This window comes from Brachybacterium sp. GCM10030268 (assembly GCF_042666305.1).
Lineage (GTDB): Bacteria > Actinomycetota > Actinomycetes > Actinomycetales > Dermabacteraceae > Brachybacterium.
In genome coordinates, this window is sequence record NZ_JBHTCW010000001.1 from 403,757 (window position 1) to 420,048 (window position 16,292).

The 16,292-nt window shown below is 72.3% G+C and carries 14 protein-coding genes; 9 read left to right on the forward strand and 5 right to left on the reverse strand.

From position 1 onward, the window contains the following. Positions 1 to 840: 840 nt before the first annotated feature. The 4 genes from ACFQRD_RS01835 (at position 841) to ACFQRD_RS01850 (ending at position 4,605) form a co-directional block, all read left to right on the forward strand. Complete coding sequence (locus ACFQRD_RS01835; RefSeq protein WP_377803368.1) at positions 841 to 2,454, forward strand: Ada metal-binding domain-containing protein; 1,614 nt, start codon at positions 841 to 843, stop codon at positions 2,452 to 2,454. Continuing rightward, complete coding sequence (locus tag ACFQRD_RS01840; RefSeq protein ID WP_377803369.1) at positions 2,451 to 3,062, forward strand: methylated-DNA--[protein]-cysteine S-methyltransferase; 612 nt, start codon at positions 2,451 to 2,453, stop codon at positions 3,060 to 3,062. The genes ACFQRD_RS01835 and ACFQRD_RS01840 overlap by 4 nt, the downstream gene beginning before the upstream one ends. A gap of 13 nt (positions 3,063 to 3,075) precedes the next feature. Continuing rightward, entirely contained in the window at positions 3,076 to 4,284 is a 1,209-nt protein-coding gene (locus ACFQRD_RS01845; RefSeq protein ID WP_377803370.1) for a PLP-dependent aminotransferase family protein, read from the forward strand. A 99-nt stretch (positions 4,285 to 4,383) separates the two neighbouring features. After that, on the forward strand, positions 4,384 to 4,605 hold the full coding sequence (locus ACFQRD_RS01850; protein ID WP_377803371.1) for a hypothetical protein: 222 nt from the start codon (positions 4,384 to 4,386) through the stop codon (positions 4,603 to 4,605). A gap of 35 nt (positions 4,606 to 4,640) precedes the next feature. On the opposite strand, the gene ACFQRD_RS01855 is transcribed toward ACFQRD_RS01850, so the two are convergent. From ACFQRD_RS01855 to ACFQRD_RS01865, 3 genes are read right to left on the reverse strand one after another with little or no spacing between them, the layout of a single operon-like run. Beyond that, positions 4,641 to 5,411 carry a class I SAM-dependent methyltransferase gene (locus ACFQRD_RS01855; protein WP_377803372.1) on the reverse strand — a complete coding sequence of 257 codons (771 nt, stop codon included), beginning with the start codon at positions 5,409 to 5,411 and terminating at the stop codon, positions 4,641 to 4,643. Positions 5,412 to 5,442: 31 nt separating this feature from the next. Further along, the gene (locus ACFQRD_RS01860) at positions 5,443 to 6,954 is read right to left on the reverse strand and encodes a hypothetical protein (RefSeq protein ID WP_377794193.1); all 1,512 of its coding nucleotides are present in this window, start codon (positions 6,952 to 6,954) and stop codon (positions 5,443 to 5,445) included. Continuing rightward, the gene (locus tag ACFQRD_RS01865; protein WP_377794194.1) at positions 6,951 to 7,625 is read right to left on the reverse strand and encodes an ATP-binding cassette domain-containing protein; all 675 of its coding nucleotides are present in this window, start codon (positions 7,623 to 7,625) and stop codon (positions 6,951 to 6,953) included. Before ACFQRD_RS01865 ends, ACFQRD_RS01860 begins: the two co-directional genes overlap by 4 nt. A 369-nt stretch (positions 7,626 to 7,994) precedes the next feature. Between ACFQRD_RS01865 and ACFQRD_RS01870 the strand changes: the two genes are divergently transcribed. Then, a complete protein-coding gene (locus ACFQRD_RS01870; protein WP_377020286.1) occupies positions 7,995 to 8,558 on the forward strand; it encodes a CarD family transcriptional regulator in 564 nt (187 codons plus the stop codon). Between the two features lie 84 nt (positions 8,559 to 8,642). Here the strand turns inward: ACFQRD_RS01870 and ACFQRD_RS01875 are convergent, their stop codons facing one another. Together ACFQRD_RS01875 and ACFQRD_RS01880 are read right to left on the reverse strand one after the other, a co-directional pair. Continuing rightward, positions 8,643 to 9,956, reverse strand: coding sequence for an MFS transporter (locus ACFQRD_RS01875; protein ID WP_377803373.1), 1,314 nt, complete (start codon positions 9,954 to 9,956; stop codon positions 8,643 to 8,645). A 123-nt stretch (positions 9,957 to 10,079) separates the two neighbouring features. After that, on the reverse strand, positions 10,080 to 10,736 hold the full coding sequence (locus ACFQRD_RS01880) for an SRPBCC domain-containing protein (RefSeq protein ID WP_377020284.1): 657 nt from the start codon (positions 10,734 to 10,736) through the stop codon (positions 10,080 to 10,082). Positions 10,737 to 10,987: 251 nt separating this feature from the next. Between ACFQRD_RS01880 and ACFQRD_RS01885 the strand changes: the two genes are divergently transcribed. From ACFQRD_RS01885 to def, 4 genes are all read left to right on the forward strand, one after another. Then, the gene (locus ACFQRD_RS01885; RefSeq protein ID WP_377020283.1) at positions 10,988 to 11,734 is read left to right on the forward strand and encodes an HAD family hydrolase; all 747 of its coding nucleotides are present in this window, start codon (positions 10,988 to 10,990) and stop codon (positions 11,732 to 11,734) included. Beyond that, positions 11,731 to 14,277, forward strand: coding sequence for a glycoside hydrolase family 65 protein (locus ACFQRD_RS01890; protein ID WP_377803374.1), 2,547 nt, complete (start codon positions 11,731 to 11,733; stop codon positions 14,275 to 14,277). The genes ACFQRD_RS01885 and ACFQRD_RS01890 overlap by 4 nt, the downstream gene beginning before the upstream one ends. Positions 14,278 to 14,446: 169 nt before the next feature. Further along, entirely contained in the window at positions 14,447 to 15,637 is a 1,191-nt protein-coding gene (locus tag ACFQRD_RS01895; RefSeq protein WP_377803375.1) for a YihY/virulence factor BrkB family protein, read from the forward strand. Further along, positions 15,634 to 16,200 carry a peptide deformylase gene (def, locus tag ACFQRD_RS01900; protein WP_377020280.1) on the forward strand — a complete coding sequence of 189 codons (567 nt, stop codon included), beginning with the start codon at positions 15,634 to 15,636 and terminating at the stop codon, positions 16,198 to 16,200. Before ACFQRD_RS01895 ends, def begins: the two co-directional genes overlap by 4 nt. The last annotated feature ends 92 nt before the right edge of the window (positions 16,201 to 16,292 follow it).

The window sequence follows — 16,292 nt, forward strand, 5'->3', positions numbered from 1 at the left end:
TCTCCCCGTCCTCTGCCACCACGGTGTCCCCGTGTCCGAGCGCGCCGTTCGCTCTCGCTGCGGCCAGCGCCGAGGGTGCCTGGTCGCGGTGCATCTCCATCAGCAGCATGCCTCGCGGGGCGAGCCAGTGCGGTGCCTGATAGAGCAGGCGACGGATCTCCGTCAGGCCGTCGTCCCCGGCCACCAGCGCAGCGACCGGCTCGTGCTCACGCGCTTCGCGCGGCATCGTGGCCAGCGCGGGAGCGGGAACGTAGGGCGGGACCGCCGCGATCACGTCGGCCGTGCCCATGAGCTCGCCCGGGAAGCCCGCCAGAGCGGCGCCGTGGTGCACGCCGGAGCCCGGCGGGAGGTTGCGCCGGGCGTGGCGCAGCGCCTGCTGGTCCTGGTCGCTCACGTGCAGCCGCACCCCGGGGACCCGGCGGCCGACGATCGCGGCGATCGGGGCGATGCCGCAGTAGGGCTCCAGCACGTCGGCTCGTGGGCGCCGGTGGGCAGCGGCGGCGGCCTCCTCGATCAGAAGCTCGGTGCGCTGGCGGGGGACGAACACCCCTGGCCCGACGCGGAGCCTCTCCCCCGCGATCTCGACGGCGCCGATCACGTGCTCGAGGAACTCCCCCGCCATGCGGCGAGCTGTCATCCTCTCCAGCTCGTCCTCGCTCTCGGCGGCGGCGCGCAGGAGCCGCGCCTCGTCCTCGGCGAAGACACAGCCGGCACGGCGCAGCCGCGCCACCAGCGGATCGGGTCCCATGACCGGCATTCTCGCCCCTCGAGGGCCCCCGCGCGCATCGCGGTGACCGAATCCCGCTGGTGCCGCTGGCCGCAGCGCGGTTCACTGGGCACATGACCGTGATGACCGACGACGAGCGCTACGCCGCGATCCGCGCCCGGGACACCCGCTTCGACGGGATGTTCTTCACCTGCGTGCGCTCCACGGGCATCTTCTGCCGCCCCTCATGCCCGGCCCGCACCCCGCGACGCACCGGCGTGGAGTTCGTCCCGTCGGCCGCTGCTGCGGTGGCCGCCGGGTACCGGGCCTGCAAGCGCTGCGGGCCGATGGCCCCTCCCGGCAGCCCGGATGACGACCCGACAGGTTCGCTCGCCGGGCGGGCGCTGCGGCTGATCGACGCCGGGGCGCTGGACGACGGGGGCACGGTTCCCGGCCTGGCCCGGCGGCTGGCGGTCTCCGAGCGGACGCTGCACCGGGCACTGCTGGCCGCCACCGGGGCCGGTGCCCTCGCCCATGCCCGACTGCGCCGGGCGCGCCGCGCCCATGAGCTCGTCGTCGGGTCCTCTCTGCCGCTGGCGCAGATCGCGCACGCGGCGGGGTTCGGCAGCGAACGGCAGTTCCACGAGACGTTCACCCGCATCTTCGGCCATGCGCCCTCGGTGGTCCGCGAACGTGCGCGGGGTGGCCCGGAGGCTCGGGGCCGACAGGGCGGCGCAGCACGGGGGCGGGCCGGTGACGCGGCCGGCGCGACCGGTGACGCCGCCATCGTCACCGCCCAGCTGGCTGTGCGCCGCCCTTTCGACGGAGCCGGGCTCGCCGCATGGTTCGCGCATCGGGCGGTGCCCGGCGTGGAGGAGGTGAGGGGACTGCGGTGGACGCGGGCGCTCCGCCTTCAGCACGGGCCTGCGGTGCTGCAGGTTGATCTGGGGGCCGAGGGACCGCTGCCCCTGAGGGTGCATCTGGCCGATCTGCGCGATCACGCCGTGGCGATCTCCCTGGCCCGTCGGCTGCTGGACCTGGACGCGGACCCAGCCGGAATCGACGCCGGGCTGGCCGCTGCACTTCCCGCACTGGGCCACCTCGTCGACCACCGCCCCGGAGTGCGCCTGCCGGGCCTTCCGAGCATCGCCGAGGCCCTGCTGTGGTCGGTCACCGGCCAGCAGATCACCACCGCTCAGGCCCGGGATCAGGTCTCCCGGGCCACGGATCTCCTCGGGACGCCGCTGCCGGCGAGCCTGCACGTCGACGGCGTCAGCCGGTTGCCGGTGGATCCCGGCATCGCGGCCGCCCACGCCGAGGAATGGTTCCGTGGACCCGGCGCCCGCCGCGAGACCCTGCAGACCGCTGTCCGCACCGCCACCGACCCGGACGCCGGGATCGACGCCTCGCTGCCCCTCGACGAGCTGCGGACCCGACTGCTCGCACTGCGCGGGATAGGTCCCTGGAGCACCGACTACGTCCTGCTGCGTGCCGTCAGGGCCGTCGATGTCGCGCCGGCACGAGACGTCGCGCTGCTGGCCGCTGCCCGCGACCTCGGGATCGCCCAGGACCACGCCTCGCTCGAGGCCGCACTCGCCGCCGCCTCTCCGTGGCGCTCCTACGCCGCGATGCAGCTCTGGCACCACCAGGCCCAGCTGCGCGCTCCTGAACAGCCCGCCGGCCGCGGCCGGTCCCGGACGGACCGGGACGCACCGGTCCGCGACCTCTCGGAAGGACATCTCCCATGACTCAGCCGCACCCCTTCGGTCCGTCGGCCGCCGACACATCGGCTCCCCGCCGCACAGCACCCAGCGGGCCGGTCGCCGGCAGCCCGGCCCGCAGCGCACCGGCGACCACGTCGCCGAACGCACCGCGCCACCGCCGCGTGGCCACTGCGCTCGGTGAGTACGTGTTCGCCGCGGAGGGCGAGGGCATCACCGGGCTCTGGCGCGCGCGGCAGAGCCACTATCCCAGGCCGGAGCGGCTCGGGAGACCCGCATCGCCCGATGACCTGCTGCTCACCCGCGCCGAGGAGCAGCTGCTCGCCTACTTGGGCGGCGAGCGCGAGAACTTCGCCCTGCCGCTGGCCCCGCGCGGGACACCGTTCCAGCACGCCGTCTGGGACCGGCTCCGGGAGATCCCTCGCGGGTCGACCACCACCTACGGACGGATCGCCCACGACCTCGGCCGTCCCCGCGCCGCGCAGGCCGTCGGCGCCGCCGTCGGCTCCAACCCGATCTCCATCGTGGTGCCCTGCCATCGCGTGCTGGGAACCAGCGGCGCGATCACCGGGTACGCGGGCGGAACAGAGACGAAACAGGCACTGCTGGTCCTCGAGGGGGCCCTGCCCGCGTGACACGATGTCGGCTATGTCCCGACCCGTGCAGCACCCGTTCCACTTCCCCGTCGCCGCCCGCTACGCGGGCATGGAGTCCTCGCCGCTGAAGGACATCTTCACCCTCGCCGCCCGCGAGGACGTCGTCTCCTTCGCCGGCGGGATCCCGGACCCGGACCTGTTCGCGCTCGAGGACGTGGCCGCCGCCTATGACTGGGTCCTCTCCCACCAGGGTCATCGCGCTCTTCAGTACGGCGTCAGCGAGGGCGAGGTGGAGCTGCGCGAGCAGGCCGCTGCGCGCCTGTCCCGCTCCCTGCCCACCGCCGCCTCCCAGATCCGCATCACCTCGGGGTCGCAGGAGGGATTGTTCGTCGTCGCCGAGGCCCTGCTGGAGCTCGGTGACGTGGTGCTCGTGGAGTCGCCGACATACCTCGCGGCGGTGCAGGCCTTCTCCGTCCACGGCGCGCGCATGGTCGGCGTCGAGACCGACGATGACGGCGTGGTGCCCGAAGCGCTCGAGGAGGCGATCCGCACCCATCACCCGCGGATGGTCTATCTGATCCCCACCTTCCAGAATCCCACCGGGCGCACCATGCCCGTGGCCCGCCGGCAGGCCGTGGCGGACGTGCTCCAGCGCAACGACGTGCCGCTGATCGAGGACGACCCGTACGGGGAGCTCAGCTTCACCGGCAGCACCTGGGCCCCGATCGCCTCCCTGCCCGGGATGGGCGAGCGCACCCTGCTGCTGAACTCGATGAGCAAGCTGATGAGCCCGGGCCTGCGGATCGGCTGGATCCGCGCCGAGGGCCCGATCCTGGACACGCTGGCGGTCGCCAAGGCCGCGATCTCGATGCAGTCCTCCGTGGTGGATCAGCTGACCGTGGCCCGGTATCTCGAGACGACGGACCTGGATGCGCACGTGACCCGGGTCGCCGCCGTCTACCGCGAGCGGCGCGATGCGATGGCGCAGGCGATCGCACCGGTGCTGCCCGCGGGAGCCCACGTCACCCATCCCGACGGCGGCATGTTCCTGTGGACCGCGCTCGGCGACGGCTATGACGCGCAGACGATGCTCATGGACGCCGTCGAGGCCGGCGTCGCCTACCTGCCCGGCTGGTCGTTCTTCGCCGAGAACCCGGACCGCTCGACGATGCGACTGAGCTTCGTCACGCACTCCCCCGCCGTCATCGAGCAGGCGATCACTCGGCTCGGCGAGGTCATCGCGCGCCACGGGCGGAACTGAGACGCGCCGTCGTTGAGGCGCGGCGCCGGACGGCGTACGGTGGTCTGTGACAGCACTCACACGTGGATCAGCGAGCTGAGGGCTCCGGGGAGGGTCGTCATGCATGCCACGCAGAACCAACGGGAGAGCCGGCCGGGTGGCCTCCTGCTCGTCGCCGCCATCATCAGCATCTGCCTGTCCTTCGGGTTCTCCGTCGACCGGACCGGTCTCCGCTGGTTCTGGACGGAGACACCGTGGGTGGCGCCCGGACTGGTCCTGCTCGGCGTCGTGCTCGGAGCGCTGTACGTCCTGATGCGTGGCCGCGCCGCCCGCCGTCAGTAGCCGGACGCCGTCGCCGTGGCCCGTCGTCGGCCGCGCTACGCCGTGAGCTCGCGCGGTTTCTGCCAGCGCAGCGTCACCCGGAATCCTTCGCGGCGCCGCAGGACGGCACCCGGAACGATCAGGTCAGCACGCTCGCGCAGTGTGCCGAGGGACCAGGCCGCCTCGCGGACCGGTGGGGAGATCTCGCGCGGCTCCTGCACGACGATCCCGGGCTCCCTCGACGCGGGTCGCGAGGGCTCCGGTGCAGGTCGCGGGTGCTTCAGCATCCCGATCAGCGGATTGGCCAGAGCGTTGGCGACATCCCACAGCTGATCCAGCACGCCGGCCGGGCGAACCAGCGTGACCACGAGCAGGCGGCCGCCGGGGCACAGCAGATCCCGGGCCTGCAGCAGGGCCTCGTCGAGATCCATGTGGTGCAACGACGCGACCATGGTCACGGCGTCGTAGGTGCCGAGCAGGCCAGAGTGCTCGGCATGCTCGGAGTGCTCGGAGTGCTCGGAGTGCTCGGCCAGCGTGCGGCGCCAGATGCGTACCCGGGGATTCTCGTGGAAGCGGGTGGCCGAGGCATAGGCCATGGCCTGGTCCGGGTCGATCCCATCGATGCGCCCGGCGTGAGCGCACAGGGCGGCCACGAGATCACCCCTCCCGCAGCCCACGTCGAGCACCCGGCCGCTGGTGGCGGGCAGGGAGCGCAGGATCCAGGGGTGGAAGTGGTGGTTGTGGTTCCACGGATGCCGGTCGTTGAGGCGCTTCAGCCCGCGGCCCGCCCAGCGGATCACCGGGTTCTCGGTGGTGCGGATGTCCATGGTCGTTCCTCTCCTCGTCCGTCCGGATGACTCAGGTGCGCAGGGCGCGCAGGCGAGCGCGTGCCATCAGCCCTGTGACCCCTGTCAGGCCGGCCGCAGCGACAAGGATCCAGAGCGGTCCCAGCAGGCCGAGCGCGGCCGTGAGCGCCCCGGCTGCCACGGCGAGCAGGACCGCGTCCGACTGCCAGGCGAGCATCGGGATCACGGACGCATCGCCCTGCGGCGTCGGCATCGGGGTGATCAGCCGCAGCGGCATCGGCCCCTTCGCGGCGTCGCGCACGCGACCCGTGATCATCACCGGCGTCAGCGCGAGGGGCAGGAGCACGGCCTGCAGCGCGCCCGGGCCCCCGGCCCCGATGAGCCAGTATCCGGCGCCGCCGACGCTCGCCAGGCCGGCGAGCAGCAGGGCCGGGGCCACGGTGTGCAGCAGCGCCTGGACCTCGGCGCTCTGCCCGAACAGGCCGGGCGCCCCGAGGGTGTGGACGGCGTGGCGGATCCCGTCGACGAAGGGCCCGCTCGCGGCCCACAGGCCCATGGAGCCGACGAGGACGGCGAACCAGGCCAGCGGCCCGGTCATCGTGGTCGATCCGGCGAGGGTCGCGGCCGCCAGCACCGTCACCAGCGCACCGGTGGTGACGCTCTCGGGCGACCGCAGCCAGGCCACGGCATCCCGTCGCGCGTAGACCAGCATCAGCGGCCCCGGCCCGATGGCGCCGAGGCGCCTGCCCGTCGAAGGCGGCAGGCGGAACGTGCCGGCCGCGGCGGCAAGATCGCCGCTGGTCGCGACCGTGACGGCGGACTGCCATCGCTGCGCCTGCTCCTGCAGCACCCGCCCGCGCAGCCGATCCAGAAGCGGGACTCCCGCCGCGGTCAGCAGGATCCCCGTCACGAGCAGGCCGAGCGCCCAGGCGCCGGCCGCCCCGGCACCGACCGGGTAGGCACCGCCGAGGCCCACGGTCAACGGCGCGAAGGCGGTCAGCACCGCGCCCACCGCGAGCGCCCCGGCCAGCAGACGTCGCCCCGCCGGGTCCAGCAGCTGGCCCGCCAGCCACGAGGTGGCCAGGAGCAGTCCGGTGCCCACCGCGGCCACGACGAACCACATCGACCCCGCCGCCGTGGTGTGCCCGGCCGTCAGCAGCGTGACCGCGATCAGCGCCGCGAGGACGACCGCGGCGAACAGCGGCACCATCAGGGCGCGGAGGAAAGGACGCCACAGCACCGCGCGGCGGCGGATCCCGCTCCAGGCGAGCGTCTCGATGAAGAACGGGGCGAGCAGTGCGGGACCGCGCACCGCACCGAGCAGGACCAGCGCAGCGCCCGCGGCGAGCGTCACCGCGGTGCTGACCTGCGGGGCGGCCGTCGTGGTCAGGACGGGAAGCACGTCCGGCCGGGCCAGGGCGCTGCCGGCCGCCTGCAGTGCCGACGAGCCGAACACGAGCACGCTGAGGGCCGCGACGTAGACGAGATAGAGGACATCGCCGCGGGTTCGGGCCTGGTCGCGCTGGGCCCAGACCTCCCGGACCGCGGCCAGCTGGTTGCTCACGCCTGCTCCTCCAGGCCCAGGCGCGCGCCGGCGAGCTCGTCCAGCAGACGCGGGCTATGGCTGGCCAGCACGACGGCCGCGCCGGCCTCGGCCCGGGCCCGGATGGCGTCGATCACCAGGCCGAGGCGCTCGGCATCCAGCCGCTGCTCGGGCTCGTCGAGCAGGAGCACGCTGCACGGACGAGCGAAGGTCAGGGCGAGCGCGACCAGCTGCGACTGCCCGCTGGAGAGCTCGTGCGGAAAACGTCGTCCCAGTGGGGCGATCGCCAGCTCCTCCAGCAGGTCGTCGGCGCGCCTGCGCGCTGCTCCGGTGGCCGTTCCCCAGGTGGCCCCGATGAACTGCAGGTGCTCGGCGATCGTGAGGTCCCGCGCCGTCTGCGGCGGCCCGATGAGCGCGGCGAGCGCGGCACGGAAGGTGCGATCCCGATCGTCGGGCACGCGACCGGCGATGCGGACACTGCCCGCCGTGGGTGCCATGACGCCCGCCAGCACGCGCAGCAGCGTCGTCTTCCCGGATCCGTTGGCACCGGTGACAGCGAGGATCTCCCCCGACCGGACCCTCCCGGTGGCCTCGGCCAGCAGCACGTTCTCGTCGGCGACGACGCCGACGCCCTCGAACCGGACCGGAACGGGCGACGGGCTCGCGGCGCTGCGCCGGGGAGTGCGACTCATGGCCCCATGAGACCTCATCGCGGAGCGGCCGGGCATCCGCCATCGGTCGTGGTCGCGATGACGAGGGCCGAGCCGGCACTGTCGGCGGCACCCACCCCGGAGGCCGCCCGGCCGGGGCCGCGCGATCGGGTGTGAGAGATCCCGGGCGGCCCGCCACTGGATATCGTCTCCGCCCCGTGAGATCCTGGTGGGGCGCCGCCGTAGGTGCCGGCACCCTGTTTCTGCAGGTCGGACGGCACCCGAGCTGCTGTGCGCGCACTCGCCGTCCCCGTTCCCCGCCCGGGTCGTCGCGAGACGTCGCGCACGGCCGCCGTGAACCGTTCCGGTTCCCGGTACCGGCGACGCACAGGTCCAACGAGGAGGTCCCCCTTGTCCGCTGCCACCGCACCCGTCAGCACCACCCCGCCGAAGCCCGGCGATCTGCTGACCCACCCGGTCCACGGCCCGGTTCGCATCCTGGCCACCTGCACCCGCTCCGTCCGCGGGACCGACCGGGACTACGTCGACCTCGAAGTCGTCGGGGACGAGATGCGGATCTCCGTCCCGGCCGACAGCAATGACGTCATCGGGCTGCGCCCGCTGCTCGAGGAGAAGGAGATCTCCGAGCTGATCGAGCAGCTCGGCGAACCGATCGAGCCTCCGGAGAAGAAGGCGTCCTGGGCGCACCGGATCAAGGCGCTGACCATGCAGCTGCAGACCGGTCGGCTCACGGACCGCATCGAGGTCATCCGCGGCATCCTGGGTGACTCGGGAGGCACACCGTCGAGCCTCGCCGAGCGCACACTGCTGAAGCAGGCGATCGCGCCGCTGGCCACCGAGATCGCCATCGCCCGCGACATCCCGCGTGATGACGCCCATCAGCTGCTGGTCGATACCGCTGAGCAGGCCGTTCAGGCCGGCGGAGCCGCCGGCCACGGGGACTCGGCGGCCTGAGGGGCTGCACGAGCCGGGCCGCTGCGCCGGTCCGGCTCATCGCGCGGCCCGGTTCGGCCGACGCTCCTCGACCGACGCTCCCGTTCAGCGCACCCGGGTGCTGCCCGACGGCGTGAGGCGAGGAAGCACCCGCATCAGCCAGAGTCCGCCCGCGATGCACAGTCCGCCGGTGGCGGCCCCGGCCGCCGCGACCGGGGCGATCAGGGTGATGCCGGTGACGATCAGCGGTGCCGCCAGCCGCCCCGCGCCCAGCATGGTGTTCCACCACGCCAGGTATCCGGTGCGGCCGTGCACCGGGGACACGTCGATCCCCAGGGTCATGACGATGCCCGAGCCCAGCCCGTTGCCGAGCGCGATCAGGAGGGTCGGGACCAGCAGAGCGACCAGCGCGGCCGCGACGCCGCGTCCGGCCAGCGCCTCGCCCAGCACGGCGAGCAGCACGAACCCGGCCCCCATCATCACCGCGCACGGGACGGCGACCGCGACGCGGCCGTAGCGGTCCATGATCGTCCCGGCGGGGATCACCAGCAGGATCTCGATCACGGCGCTGACGCCGAAGACGATGGAGACCCACACCGAGCCCAGGCCGAGTGCCGCTCCCAGCAGCGGGATGATCACGGGACGGTTCACTCGGGCCATCATCACCGGTGCGATCCCCAGCCCCACCACGACCATGCGGGCCACCACGGCACGGTTCAGCCGAGTACGAGCCTCGGTGCGCGAGCCCCTCCCGCGTCGCGGCCGGGGCGTGACATCCGGCCTCTCCCCCGGCGGCAGGAACACCGCGACCATCGTCGTCGCCGCCGCCGAGGTGACCGCGAACAGCACGAAGACGCCGGTGTCGGGGCCGAGCGCCATCACGATCGCCCCGAGCAGCGGCCCGATCACCTGGCCGATACGGATCACGCCGCCGAACAGCGTCATCCCGCGGGCCCGCATCGCCGGGGGCAGCACGGTCCCCAGATAGGCCTGCCGGCCCAGCTGCCACACCTGCGTACTGGTCGCCATCACCGTCAGCAGCACCACGAGCGTGACCTGGTGGGCGAGACGGGGCGCACCGGACAGGGCCGGGGTGATCACGAAGAACGCGATGAGGTTGGCGATCACCAGCAGGCACCCGGTGGCCACGAGCGAGCCTCTCGCCCCGAACCGCGAGATCAGCCGCCCGGCGGGGATCGGGCCCAGGAACGAGGCGAGCCCGAAGATGGTGGTCAGCGCCGCCGACTGCGGCACGCTGAAACCGAGGTCGAGCGCGAGCAGCGGGACCACCGGCATCAGGGCGGCCAGACCGGAGAACTCCAGCAGGCTCGGCGCGTACACCGACGGGGTCAGCGCCCACATCACCTGGCGCGGGCTGCGCGACCGCCCCGTCGGGGAGATCTGCGCGGGCGGTGTCACGGGCAGATTCTGCCACCGGGTACTGAGCCTGGGCAAATACTTCCACGACGCGGACGCACGGCAGGTCCGGAACCGCGCGCTCCGCGGTCGTTCTTCTCGGCGCGAGCCGTCAGACGCGAGCCGTCAGGCGCCGTAGGCGCTGGCCGTCGCCGCCTCCCCACGCCGGGCGGTGGTCTCGTCGACGCCGGCTGCGATCGCCTCCGCCGCCCAGCGCACGGACCAGGCGCGCACGTGCTCGGCGCCCTCGGCGCTGTCCAGCCAGGCGGGCGTCGGCGTCGGCACATCGAGCAGGCAGCTCGCGCGCCAGCCGTCGGTCAGGGCGGCGAGCGCGAGCAGCGCGATCTCCCAGTCGACCGCGGCCAGTCCGGGGCCGACGCGGTCGAACTCATCGCGCTCGATCAGGGTCGTATGGCGCACGCGCAGCTCTGTGGTGCCGTCGTCCTCCGGGTCCAGCCGGATCAGCAGCGGGTCCTCCGCGCCGCCGCGGTCCCAGGTCAAGGAGATCTTGTGCGGCGCCTCCACGTGGAGGATCCGGCCGACCGCACCTTCCGGCGCCTCGAACCGACCGCCCTCGCGCAGGTCCCCGGCCACCGGGCCGAACCAGCGGGCGAGCTGATCCGGGCGTGTCAGCAGCGGCCACAGCTGCGCTGGGGCCCGGGTGATATTGGTGGTCAGGGTGAGCACGGTGCGCACCAGGGCACGCCCCTCATGCAGCTGCTCATCGATCTCGAGTTCGCGTCGCACCGCATCGATCACGGGCAGCGACTCCGTGACAGTCATCTTCTCCTCGGAGGGTCGAACCGCTCCGCACCGGCGACTGTGCGCGGGCACGGACGATCGAAGATTAGCCCACGGGAGCGCACCGTGCCATGGGTGCGCAGCGCGCTGTGAGCGAACGGGGCACCGGCGGGGTCGCCCACGGGCGGCTCCCGCGGGCGAGCACAGGACGGCCCGGGGCCACAGGACGGCCACCGGTCACAAGATGGCCACCGGTCCCCTTCCCCGGCGCCTGCGAGCTTCCGGCCCGTAGCATGGCGGCCGTGGATTACGAGGCAGACTTCAGACCGTCCGACTTCACCGCCCACCTCTTCGACCTCGACGGCGTCATCACGCCCACGGCCGAGGTGCACATGCGCGCCTGGGCCCGCATGTTCGACGGGTTCCTCGCCGCCCGCGGCGTCGAGGAACCCTACACCGATCTGGACTACTTCACCCACGTCGACGGCCGGCCCCGCTACGACGGGGTGCGGACCTTCCTCGCCTCCCGCGGCATCGAACTGCCCGAGGGGGCCGACGACGACCCCGCCGACCAGCCGTCCGGCCAGGAGACCGTGCGCGGCCTCGGCAACCGCAAGAACGATCTCGTGCTGGAGCTGCTGCGCGCCGAGGGCGTGAAGCCCTACCCCGGCACCGTCACCTATCTCGACTCCCTGCCCCGGAGCGCACGGCTGGCGATCGTCTCCTCCTCCCGCAACGCCGAGGAGGTCCTGCGCGCCGCCGGACTGCTCGAGCGCTTCGAGCACGTCGTGGACGGCAACGTCTCCGCGCGGGAGGGGCTGCCCGGCAAGCCGCGGCCCGATACCTTCGTCCACGCCGCCGGGCTGCTGGGCGTGGCCCCGGCAGACGCCGTCGTCTACGAGGACGCCGTCTCCGGCGTGAAGGCAGGGGCCGACGGGGACTTCGGGGCCGTCATCGGGGTCGATCGCGGGGCGGGCCTCGATGACCTCTCCGCCGCCGGCGCCACCCTCGTCGTGACCGACCTCGAGGAGATCGCATGAACCGTCAGCGCAACGTACCCACCGACCCCGTCGACCGCGTCCACCTCCCCGTCGACGAGTGGCGACTGGTCGAGTCCCGCCCCAACGGCGACCTCGGGCTCATGGAGACCCTGTTCGCCACCGCCAACGGGTACCTGGGGATGCGCGGGACGCCCTCGGAGGGCCGTGACGTGCACAGCCACGGCACCTTCCTCAACGGGTTCCACGAGACCTGGCGCATCCACCACGCCGAGGCCGCGTACGGCTTCGCGAAGTCGGGCCAGACCATGATCTCCGTGCCCGACTGCTCGGTGCTGAAGCTGTATGTCGACGACGAGCCGCTGCTGCTGTCGATGGCCGACCTGGACACCTACGAGCGCTGGATCGACTTCCGCGAGGGCGTGATGCGGCGCGAGCTGATCTGGCGCACCCCGGCCGGCAAGCGGGTCAAGGTCACGACCGACCGCATGGTGTCCTTCACCCAGCGGCATCTGGCCCTGCTGAGCATGCAGGTCACCATGCTCGACGGCTCCGCCCCGGTGGCGATCTCCTCACAGCTGATCAACCGTCAGGACATCGCCGACGACTACGGCAAGGGCATCGACGGCGGGCCGATCGCCACCAAGGACGATCCCCGCCAGACCACGTCCTTCGAGCACCGCGTGCTCGAGCCCCAGCAGGACTGGCACAGCCAGCGCCGGATGCTGCTGGGGTACAAGGTCGCCGATTCCGGCATGACGCTCGCCGTCGGCGCCGACCACACCGTCGAATCCGACGTCGAGGTCGAGGAACTCATCGACACCATGCCGGACCTCGGCCGGCACGTCAGCCGGGCCGAGCTGGGACCCGGTGACACCCTGACCGTGCGCAAGGCCGTCGCCTACCACAGTTCGCGCTCGGTCCCCCACCGCGAACTGTTCGATCGGTGCCGTCGCACCCTGGACCGCGTCCGCGCCGAGGGGTTCCAGAAGCATTACCAGGATCAGCGTGACTACCTCGCCGACTTCTGGGAGCGCTCGGACGTCGAGATGCCCGGACAGCCCGCCGAGCAGCAGGCCGCACGCTGGTGCCTGTTCCAGCTCGCCCAGGCCTCCGCCCGCTCCGACCAGTGGGGCATCCCCGCCAAGGGCCTGACCGGCTCCGGGTACGAGGGCCACTACTTCTGGGACACCGAGATCTACGTCGTCCCGTTCCTGACCTTCACGGAGCCGTCGTGGGCGCGCAACGCGCTGAGGTTCCGCGCCAATCTGCTGCCCAAGGCTCGCGAGCGCGCACGCGAGCTGAACCAGCGCGGAGCGATGTTCCCCTGGCGCACCATCAACGGGGACGAGGCCTCGGCCTACTACGCCGCCGGCACCGCCCAGTACCACATCAATGCCGACGTCGCTTTTGCGTTCTCCCAGTACGTGGACGTCACCGGCGACCTCGACTTCCAGCGCCGCGACGGGGTGCGGGTGCTGGCCGAGACCGCCCGCCTCTGGGCCGACCTCGGCTTCTGGCGGTTCAGCGGCAATGGCCGCTCCAGCTTCCACATCAACGGCGTCACCGGCCCGGACGAGTACACCACCGTGGTCAACAACAACATGTTCACCAACGTCATGGCCCGCCACAACCTGCGCCGGGCCGCACGGGCGGTGCGCGAGCTGCGCGCCGCCGACCCGGAGGCCTATCAGGTCCTGGCCGCCGAGATCGAGTTCGACGAGATGGAGCTCGAGCAGTGGGATGCCTGCGCGGACGGCATGCACGTCCCCAAGGACGAGACCTTCGGGATCCACCTCCAGGAGGACCGGTTCCTCGAGCGCGAGGTGTGGGACATCGCCAACACGCCGGCCGACTCGTTCCCGCTGCTGCTGCACTACCACCCGCTGGTCATCTACCGGTTCCAGGTGCTCAAACAGGCCGACGTGGTGCTCGCGCTGTTCCTGCGCGGCGCCGAGTTCACCCCGGAGGAGAAGCGGGCCGATTTCGAGTACTACGACCCGATCACCACGGGCGACTCCTCGCTCTCGGCGGTGGTGCAGTCGATCATGGCCGCCGAGGTGGGCCACCAGAAGGCCGCCCTGGACTACTTCCGGGCCGGACTGTTCGTCGATATCGCCGATCTGCATCACAACACCTCCCAGGGGGTGCACATCGCCTCGGCCGGGGGCGTGTGGAACGCGCTGGTCCACGGGTTCGGCGGTATGCGGCAGGTGAAGGGCCGGATCTGCTTCGATCCCCGTCTTCCCGCCGAGTGGCCGGAGCTGCGCTTCCCCCTGACGGTGCGAGGCTCGCGCTTCCGGGTGCGGCTGGTGCGGGACGAGATCTCCTTCACGCTCGAGGAGGGCCCCGAGATCGAGGTCTCGGTGCGTGAGCAGGACGTCACGGTCACCGCCGAGGGGGTCGCCGTGCCGCTCGCGGACCAGGGCCCGGTGCTCGACGACGCGGTCCTGGCCACGCCCGTCGGCCTCGGGGACCAGCGCGCCGACGGGTCCATCGTGACCTCCTACGTGCCGCAGGACCCCGAGGATCCATGGCAGTATCCGGTCGCGACCGATCCCGACGACATCATCGAGACCGGCTGAGCGGGGCATGTGACCTCTCGGTGGCATAGGCTCCACCAGCGTCATTCCCCGACGTGACCTGTCTGCCCCGAGGAGCATCGAGCACCATGAGCATCGCCACCGCCCCGTGCCGCGGCGGCCATGCGGCGGCGACCGCCATCCTCCGCGCGACGTCCGCTGGTGTGCTCCGGTGACCGCCACGCGCCCTCGTCGCCCGAAGCCGACGGTCGAGTACCCCCGACCCCGGCTCAGCGTCCTGCACGTCCTGAACCGGGTACGGATGCGAATGCTGGAGATCCAGGTCTGGGACGTGGCCGGGACCATGACGTTCTACGCGGTCCTCTCCCTGTTCCCGGGGGCGGTCGCCGTGGTCTCGCTGATGTCGCTGATCGGGATCGGCTCCGAGACCCTCGATGCGCTGGGGCGGATGAGCACCGAGCTGTTCCCGACCCTGGATCCGGAGCCGTACCTGGCGGCCATCCAGGCTGCCTCCGATACCGGTGGCGGGATCCTGGGACTGGCGCTGGGCACCTTCGGCTCGGTCCTGTCCGCCTCCAACGGCGTCGCCGCCTTCCATCGCGTGCTGCACCGGGTCTATGACACCCGGGAGGGGCGCCCCTTCCTGTGGTTCCGGACCATCGTCTTCGGGGAGACCCTGGTCATCGTCTCCGTGGTGCTGCTGGCCATCGGCATGCTGATCGTGGGCAATGACGCCTCGCAGCGCATCGGCGAGCTCATCGGGATCCCGCGCTTCGCCTTCCTCGCCTGGAACCTGGTGAAGTGGCCGATCCTGCTGGTCATCCTGATCATCGGGGTCTCCCTGGCCTATTACCTCTTCCCCAACGTGCGGCTGCCGCGGTACCGGCTGATGACCCTGGGCTCCGTGCTGTCGGTGCTCACGCTGTTCGGCTCCGCGCTGCTGGCCGGGCGCCTGATGAACTATGCGACCCGCATCGCCGAGGTGCTGACCGTCCTCAACGGCCTGATCGCCATCCTCCTGCTGCTGTGGGTGGCGACCATCGTGATCGTGGCCGGCGCGGCGCTGGACGCGGAGTTCCTGCGGGCACGGCAGATCGCCAGCGGGCTCGACGCCTGGGACCACATCGTGCTGGACTCCCATGCCACCCACACGATGGACTTCCTGGCCGCCGATGCCGCCGAGGCGGAGCAGATCGGCCGTGCGGTCGCGGGGGCCGCCCGCGACGGCGAGCCGCTGCGTCGCGAGCGCGGACCCTGGGTCGTCGACGCCCGCAACCCGCTGGCCGTCAATCCGCCCAAGCGTCACCGCGTCACGAGCCCACCGGGGTCCACCGGGGCCACCGGGTCCACCGGGTCCACGAGATCCAGCGATACACCGAGAACAGGAGATCATTCCCCATGACGATCCGCCCGATCACGATCGTCGGTCACCGTGCCCTCGAACAGCGCACCCGCCGGGTCCGGGAGATCACCGACGACATCCGTGCACTGGTGGCGGACATGTTCGAGACCAACGACGCCGCCGACGGGGCCGGGCTGGCCGCCCCTCAGGTGGGATCCCGCTGGCGCCTGTTCGTCTACTCCTGCGCCGACGCCGGCGGGACGGAGCAGCGCGGAGTGGTGATCAATCCGCGACTGGAACGCTTCGGCGGCATCGAGCTCGACGAGGAGACCATCGAGGGCTGCCTCTCGGTGCCCGGCGAGGGCTTCCCCACCGCGCGGCACCGGGGCGCCCGGGTCACCGGCACCGACCTCGAGGGCCACGACGTGGTCGTCGAGGACGAGGGCGGGGTGCTCGCTCGCGCGCTCCAGCACGAGGTCGACCACCTGGAGGGGTCCCTGTACCTCGATCGCCTCACGCCGGCGCGGCGTCGGCAGGCACTCGATGCGATCAGCGATCGCGGCTGGCGGGCACGGTCGATCCTCACCTGGGACCCGCGCGAGCTGGAGGCCGCCGACGTCTGAGGGCCCGCGTCGCCCGTCGGCCCCGCCCGGATCGTCTGGACGGTCACAGTGCCGACCCGTGCTTCTCGCTCGGACCAGCGGACTGGCTATCC

Coding starts and splice junctions, on each gene's coding strand:
- ACFQRD_RS01835 (WP_377803368.1), top strand. CDS start 841: ATGACCGTGATGACCGACGACGAGCGCTACGCCGCGATCCGCGCCCGG.
- ACFQRD_RS01880 (WP_377020284.1), bottom strand. CDS start 10,736: ATGACTGTCACGGAGTCGCTGCCCGTGATCGATGCGGTGCGACGCGAA.
- ACFQRD_RS01840 (WP_377803369.1), top strand. CDS start 2,451: ATGACTCAGCCGCACCCCTTCGGTCCGTCGGCCGCCGACACATCGGCT.
- def (WP_377020280.1), top strand. CDS start 15,634: ATGACGATCCGCCCGATCACGATCGTCGGTCACCGTGCCCTCGAACAG.
- ACFQRD_RS01855 (WP_377803372.1), bottom strand. CDS start 5,411: ATGGACATCCGCACCACCGAGAACCCGGTGATCCGCTGGGCGGGCCGC.
- ACFQRD_RS01890 (WP_377803374.1), top strand. CDS start 11,731: ATGAACCGTCAGCGCAACGTACCCACCGACCCCGTCGACCGCGTCCAC.
- ACFQRD_RS01850 (WP_377803371.1), top strand. CDS start 4,384: ATGCATGCCACGCAGAACCAACGGGAGAGCCGGCCGGGTGGCCTCCTG.
- ACFQRD_RS01865 (WP_377794194.1), bottom strand. CDS start 7,625: ATGAGTCGCACTCCCCGGCGCAGCGCCGCGAGCCCGTCGCCCGTTCCG.
- ACFQRD_RS01845 (WP_377803370.1), top strand. CDS start 3,076: ATGTCCCGACCCGTGCAGCACCCGTTCCACTTCCCCGTCGCCGCCCGC.
- ACFQRD_RS01885 (WP_377020283.1), top strand. CDS start 10,988: ATGGCGGCCGTGGATTACGAGGCAGACTTCAGACCGTCCGACTTCACC.